This window comes from Streptomyces sp. NPDC004658 (assembly GCF_040609555.1).
In the GTDB taxonomy this organism is placed as follows: Bacteria; Actinomycetota; Actinomycetes; order Streptomycetales; family Streptomycetaceae; genus Streptomyces.
This window is the reverse complement of record NZ_JBEXKG010000099.1, coordinates 23,336-29,511: the sequence shown is the minus strand read 5'-3', so window position 1 is coordinate 29,511 and position 6,176 is coordinate 23,336. Positions and strand designations below refer to the sequence as shown.

Below are 6,176 nucleotides of genomic sequence, written 5' to 3'. Positions count from 1 at the left end.
GGCCGGGCGCCGGGGCCGGGGGCGGGGCGAAGCCCTGCGGGGCGGGCGCCGACGGGGGTTCGGGGGAGGGCGCCGGGGCCGGGGCTGGTGCGGCAGGGGCACCGAACGGGGGCGGGGGGGTGCTCTGGGCGGGCGGGGCGAAGCCCGGGGCCGCGCCGGGCTGGGGCTGCTGCGGGGCGGCGGGCGCCTCCTCCTCCAGCACCTCGCCGCCGAAGTTCTTCAGCAGCGCCTCCAGACCGCCGTCGAAGCCCTGGCCGACGGCGGCGAACCGCCATCCGTCCTTGAAGTAGAAGTCGCCGAGCATCACGGCCCGCTCGGTGGAGAACTCCGCGCCGCTGAAGGAGTACCGCGCGACCTCCTCGCCGCCCGCCACGATGCGCAGGTAGCCGGGAGCGATCTGGGACATCTGTCCGGCGCCGTCGAGGGTCGCCGTGAAGGACAGCTTGCGGATGTGCGAGGGGATCCGGTCGAGCGTGACCCGGAACGACTCCGTGTCACCCGCCTGGGCACCCAGCAGCTGGATGGACTCCTCCGGGGACTTCGGCTGGTTGAAGAAGACGAAGTACCGGTCGTCCGAGAGACGCTCGTCGGCGTCCAGACCGAAGCAGCTGATGTCGAAGGTCAGTCCGGGGCCGGAGATCTGCACGCCTACGTACAGATCCGTGCCCGCGGTGAGGTCACTGATCCTGGCCTTGTGGCCGCGTTGGAATTCCCTGGCCATGCGTTACGACCGTCCCCCATCCCGAATGTGAGTGCGTCGCGCCAGGCTAACGGGAAAGACCGACAGCGACCCCCGGGGGTGCTGGTCGGTACAGACCCGGTACACAACCGCGCCCGGCCGCTCACACGGGCGGTTTTCCGGAGGGCGGCCCGGTGCGGCGGGAGGCGCCCGGTCCTGGGGGAGGCCGCTCAGGCGTCCTGCTCGTCGCGCGCGCCCGGCACATGCGGCAGCCGCGCGGCGGCGACCACCCCTTCGAGGTAGCCGCGGGCCCGCTCGGTGCGGGGGTAGGCGTCCAGCAGCCGCCAGAAGTCGGGGCCGTGGCCGGGGACGAGCAGATGCGCCAGCTCGTGGCAGAGCACGTAGTCGACGACGTACTCCGGCATCCCCTGCAACCGGTGCGACAGCCTGATGCTGCCCTCGGCGGGTGTGCAGGAACCCCAGCGGGTGTTCTGGTTGGTGACCCAGCGCACGGAGGTGGGCCGGGCCCGGCCGTCGAAGTACTGGGCGGACAGCCGCTCGGCACGCTCGGCCAGCTCGGCGTCGCCCAGCACTCGCTTGCTCTCCTGGGCGGCGAGCTTGTCGAGCATGACGGTGACCCAGCGCTGCTCCTCCGCCTTCGACATCCGGGCGGGGATCAGTACGACGGTGCGGTCGCCCTCGCGGTACGCGGAGACCGTCCGGCGGCGCCGGGCGCTCCTGCGGACCTCGATCGCGCTCGTCCCCGAGCCGCGGGGCGGCTGGCTCGTCGTGCTGCGCTGTGGTTCACCGGCGCGGTGCAGTGGGTCGGCGGGCACGCCCCGACGTTACCCGCTGAGCAGGGGCAATGTCCCGGCCCGGGGACGGTTCACTCCGGATCCCCCACCATGTGTTTGATTCGTACGACCGATCCATTCATCCTTTTTGCACCACTTCACCCGGCCTGATTGATATGAAGAACACCCCCAGCCTGTGGATAACTCCCGACGCCCGGAGCACGGGCCGGGCATGCTGGCGCAGACAGGACGACCCGGGCACGACGGCACGGGCAGGACGACACGGACACGACGACACGGACACGAGGACACCGACACGGGGGGCATGTCATGCATCCGGTGCTGAAGCCCGCGCTGCGGCGCGGCTGGCGCGACCGCAACACCGTGCAGTTCGGGATGACCCCGGCGCACGCGCTGACACTGGGCCCGGTGGCCACGGCGACCGGCAGCTTCCTGGACCTGCTCGACGGCACCCGCGGGCTGCCGCTGCTGCGCGAGGAGGGCCGCCGGGCGGACGTGCCGGCCGACCACGTCGACGAGCTGGTGGAGCGGCTGGCCCGCGCGGGCCTCGTCGACGACGCGCGCGGCGGCGGACCGGCCGCGGACGCCCTGCGGGAGAAGACGGACGTCCTCGAACGGCTGCGCCCCGACCTCGCCTCGCTGTCCCTCCTCACGCCTGAGCCGGGCGGCGCCCTGGCGCGGCTGGCGGCCCGGCGCTCGCTGCGCGTCCGGGTGCGGGGCGCGGGCCGGGTCGGCGCCCTGCTCGCGTCCGTGCTGTCCGGCGCGGGCGTCGGCGAGGTCGAGGTGTGCGACGTGGGCCGGGTGGAGCCGTGGGACGTGGCGCCGGGCGGGCTGACCGCCGAGTCGCTGGGCGACCGCCGGGACACGGCGGCACGGGCCGCCGTCCGCCGCGCCGCACCGGACCGTCCACCGCGCCACGCCCACTCCCCCGGCTCCGGCGCCGAGGAGCACGGCCTGTCCCTGGTGGTCTTCGCATCCCGCGACGATGTCGCCGTGCACGCCCCGGACCCGGTCACCGCCGAACCGCTCATGGCCACCGGCACCCCTCATCTGTACGCCGGGGTCGTGGAGGGCACGGGTGTCGTCGGCCCGCTCGTCCTGCCGGGCGAGTCGGGCTGTGCCGGCTGCCTGGACCGGGACCGCACGGACCGGGACCCGGCCTGGCCCCGCCTCGTCACCCAGTGGCGGTCCGGCAGGGCCCGCCGGGTCGGGGCCTGCGACCTGACCCTGGCCACGGCGGTGGCCGGTCTCGCCGCTGCGCAGGCCCTGGCCTTCCTCGACGGGGGCTCACCGTCCGCCACGGGTACGCGCTGGGAGGTGTCCCTGCCCGGTCTGGACTGGCGCGCCCGGCCGCTCCGGCCGCATCCGGACTGCGCCTGCGGGGCGGCGGAGAGAAAGAAACCGGAGCACTCCGCAACCGACGGCGAGGCGCGCGCGACAATGGCGGTGCAACGGCCGTCGACGAAGCGGCGACGCGAAGCAGGCGCGGCACGGCCGACTGGGACCTGGAGGGCGCATGTCTGATCTTCCCCGGAAGGCGGTCACCCGTACCGCCAAGCTCGCCGCGCTCCCGCTCGGCTTCGCCGGCCGGGCGACCTGGGGGCTGGGCAAGCGGATCGTGGGCGAGTCCGCGGAGATCGTCGGCCGCGAGCTGCAACAGCGCACGGCGGAGCAGCTCTTCAAGGTGCTCGGCGAGCTGAAGGGCGGCGCGATGAAGTTCGGGCAGGCACTGTCCGTCTTCGAATCCGCGCTGCCGGAGGAGATCGCCGGTCCCTACCGCGCGGCCCTGACCAAACTCCAGGAGGCCGCCCCGCCGATGCCGACCCGCACCGTGCACACGGTGCTCCAGGAGCGGCTCGGGCCGGACTGGCGCGACCTCTTCGAGGAGTTCGAGGACAAGCCGGCCGCCGCGGCCTCCATCGGCCAGGTGCACCGGGCCGTGTGGCACGACGGCCGTGAGGTGGCCGTCAAGGTCCAGTACCCGGGCGCCGGCGAGGCACTGCTCTCGGACCTGAGCCAACTGAGCCGCTTCGCCCGGCTGTTGGGTCCGCTGATCCCGGGCATGGACATCAAGCCGCTGATCGCGGAGCTGAGGGACCGCGTCTCCGAGGAGCTGGACTACGGCCTGGAGGCCCAGGCGCAGAGCGCCCACGCCGAGGAGTTCGCGGACGACCCGGACGTGGTCGTCCCGGCGGTGGTGCACCAGTGCGAGCAGGTGCTGGTGACCGAGTGGATCGACGGCGTCCCCCTGTCCGAGGTCATCGCGGACGGCACCCAGGAGCAGCGCGACCGGGCCGGCCAGCTCCTCGCCCGCTTCCTGTTCTCCGGCCCGGCCCGCACCGGCCTGCTGCACGCCGACCCCCATCCGGGCAACTTCCGGCTGCTGCCCGGTGGCCCGGACGGTCCGGACGACTGGCGGCTGGGAGTCCTGGACTTCGGAACCGTCGACCGGCTCCCCGGCGGCCTGCCCGCCCCGATCGGCATCTCGCTGCGGATGACGCTGGACGGGGAGGCGGAGACGGTCTACGAGCTGCTGTGCGCCGAGGGCTTCGTGAAGGAGACCATCGAGCTGGACCCGGACGCGGTCCTCGACTACCTGCTGCCGATCATCGAGCCGGCCCGCGTGGAGGCGTTCACCTTCACCCGCTCCTGGATGCGCAGCCAGGCCGCCCGCATCGCCGACCCCCGCTCCCCCGCCTACCAGCTCGGCAAGCGGCTGAACCTGCCGCCGGCCTATCTGCTGATACACCGGGTGACCCTCAGCACGATCGGGGTGCTGTGCCAACTGGGCGCTACGGTACGCCTCCGCGAAGAGCTGGAGGAGTGGCTGCCGGGCTTCGCGACCGACGTGTCCGGGGCCGAGTCCGGCGAGGAGGAGTCGGCGGCGGGGGCGTGACCGGAGGCCGGCGACGCGGGCTGGGTGCCTGCACCGTGCGGCACCCGGACCCAGAAGCCGGTGACGTGGCTTCCCTTCCTTCAGTGATCTTCCTGTCAGGGCGAAGGGCCCCGGAGACGGGGCTCACCACCAGAAAGGGGGCTCACCACCAGGCCGAGTCCAGCCGTCCCTCGATCGCCCGGAGGTTCTCCCGGGAGCAGGCGTCGCAGAAGTACTGGCGGACGCCGTTCTCCACGGAGCAGGTCCAGGTGACCGGCTGGGGGCCGTGGGCGGGTGTGCCGCAGCGGGCGCACACGAGGCGGCGGCGCTCCGCTGTGGAGCCGCCCTGATCACTTCCGCCGGGAAGACTCGTCACCCGGTGACGATAACCCCGTGGGCGGTGGATCGTCGTGCGCAACGCACCGCGGGGGCCGGTCCGTTCGGCCGGACCGGCCCCCGCGGGGAGGCTTCGCCCCCCTGCTCCGGGAGGCCACCGCTGCTCAGGTGTGTGCGTTACTGCATGACGGCCATGGCGAGCGCGCGGCGGGCGCGCAGCGAGGCGCGCTCGGCTCGGCGCTGCATCCGCTGGGCGACCGCCAGGCGCATGGCCCGGCGTTCGCGCGCGGCGTCATGGAGTCGCTCGTGCATATGCGCGCGAGCCAGGGCTTCTTGCATGAGTTGCATCTCACGGTTCCTGTTCTGGCGCGCTTCGGTCGCGCCGGTGGTGGGGAAGTCTGTGGTCGCGGAGCCGGCGGGCTCGCTGGTGGACGGCTTCATCGGGGCCTGCTTCTGGGGGTCGTGCGTGAGGGGGCGGTCGATCGTTCCTGCGGTGTTCATGCCGTGACCGGGTTCTTCCGCGGGCGGCCACGGGGCCGCTTGCGGGCGACGACGACGCCCTGGACGAACAGCTCGCCACCCCAGACACCCCAGGGCTCGCGCCGCTCCTTGGCGCCGGCGAGGCAGGCCTCGACCAGGGGGCAGGTGCGGCAGAGGGACTTGGCGTACTCCACGTCCGCCGGCGACTCGGCGAAGAAGACCTCCGGGTCGTAGGAGCGGCAGGGGACGGGTACGCCGAGGTTCTCGATGGCGTCGTCGAGCGCGGTGAGCGCGGTGAGCGGGGTCAAGGTGGAGTCCTCCGTGAGGCCGGGCGGGGGGATGGTTTGCGAAGGCGGTACGGACGGGGCGTGCGCTTCGAGTTGCACGGGTTGTCTTCCTCGTCTGGTCGTTCCGGCCGGTTGACCGGGTGTCGGCTGGGTACCGGGTTCTTCCTGTCCCGAGGCCCCTTCGCTCCGTCATCCCCGTTCGGGGAAAACAGAAGGGCCGCGGATCCCGGATGGGGTTCCGCGGCCCTGAAGGCGCCGGCCTGATCGGCGATCAGGCTGGATCACTCCAGGGTTCTGGCCCACGGAAGGCCCACATCAGGTGGTGCTGCGTCGTCTGCTTCCGGAATCCGGCACCGGCCGCCGCAAAGGCATAGGCGTGCGCCTGTGCCGCTACCGCTTCCAGTGCCTTGGTCGGTCGCTCATTGCGCTCGCGGACGGGAAGAACCGCGAGGGCAGGGGAGGACGCCGGACGCACGGCACGGATGCCGGACAGACCGGTGCCCTGGTTCGAGGCGCCGAGCATGCACGTGGAGACGGTCGAGCGATCGGTCAGTTTGGCCGCGCTGACGGTGGTGCTGATGGTGATGCTGATCACTGGACTCGCCTCCTCTCGGCGTCTCGAGGGACCGGGGTGATCCGGTCCCGTTCGGATATGCAAGTACAACACGGAACCCGGGCCTTGGAGAAGGCCGCTGCTTCCGTGC

At 72.8% G+C, this 6,176-nt stretch carries 8 protein-coding genes; 2 read left to right on the top strand and 6 right to left on the bottom strand.

What is annotated here, in order from left to right; all coding sequences use genetic code 11:
* Together ABZV94_RS27810 and ABZV94_RS27805 are read right to left on the bottom strand one after the other, a co-directional pair.
* Nucleotides 1-721 (bottom strand): TerD family protein (locus ABZV94_RS27810; protein WP_356344947.1); only part of this gene is annotated, 721 nt, incomplete at its 3' end.
* 188 nt (nucleotides 722-909) lie between these two features.
* Nucleotides 910-1,515, bottom strand: coding sequence for a M48 family metallopeptidase (locus ABZV94_RS27805; protein ID WP_356344945.1), 606 nt, complete (start codon nucleotides 1,513-1,515; stop codon nucleotides 910-912).
* Between the two features lie 288 nt (nucleotides 1,516-1,803).
* Between ABZV94_RS27805 and ABZV94_RS27800 the strand changes: the two genes are divergently transcribed.
* Nucleotides 1,804-3,018, top strand: a complete 1,215-nt coding sequence (locus tag ABZV94_RS27800) for a TOMM precursor leader peptide-binding protein (protein WP_356344942.1) — start codon at nucleotides 1,804-1,806, stop codon at nucleotides 3,016-3,018.
* On the top strand, nucleotides 3,011-4,390 hold the full coding sequence (locus tag ABZV94_RS27795; protein WP_356344939.1) for an AarF/ABC1/UbiB kinase family protein: 1,380 nt from the start codon (nucleotides 3,011-3,013) through the stop codon (nucleotides 4,388-4,390). The genes ABZV94_RS27800 and ABZV94_RS27795 overlap by 8 nt, the downstream gene beginning before the upstream one ends.
* Before the next feature lie 142 nt (nucleotides 4,391-4,532).
* Here the strand turns inward: ABZV94_RS27795 and ABZV94_RS27790 are convergent, their stop codons facing one another.
* The 4 genes from ABZV94_RS27790 to ABZV94_RS27775 all read right to left on the bottom strand — a co-directional run bounded on the left by ABZV94_RS27790 (nucleotide 4,533) and on the right by ABZV94_RS27775 (nucleotide 6,067).
* The gene (locus tag ABZV94_RS27790; protein WP_356344937.1) at nucleotides 4,533-4,745 is read right to left on the bottom strand and encodes a hypothetical protein; all 213 of its coding nucleotides are present in this window, start codon (nucleotides 4,743-4,745) and stop codon (nucleotides 4,533-4,535) included.
* Between the two features lie 137 nt (nucleotides 4,746-4,882).
* Nucleotides 4,883-5,206, bottom strand: a complete 324-nt coding sequence (locus ABZV94_RS27785; RefSeq protein WP_356344935.1) for a hypothetical protein — start codon at nucleotides 5,204-5,206, stop codon at nucleotides 4,883-4,885.
* Nucleotides 5,203-5,571, bottom strand: a complete 369-nt coding sequence (locus ABZV94_RS27780) for a WhiB family transcriptional regulator (RefSeq protein WP_030649612.1) — start codon at nucleotides 5,569-5,571, stop codon at nucleotides 5,203-5,205. The genes ABZV94_RS27785 and ABZV94_RS27780 overlap by 4 nt, the downstream gene beginning before the upstream one ends.
* 172 nt (nucleotides 5,572-5,743) lie before the next feature.
* Nucleotides 5,744-6,067, bottom strand: a complete 324-nt coding sequence (locus tag ABZV94_RS27775) for a hypothetical protein (protein ID WP_356344933.1) — start codon at nucleotides 6,065-6,067, stop codon at nucleotides 5,744-5,746.
* Nucleotides 6,068-6,176 lie beyond the last annotated feature (109 nt).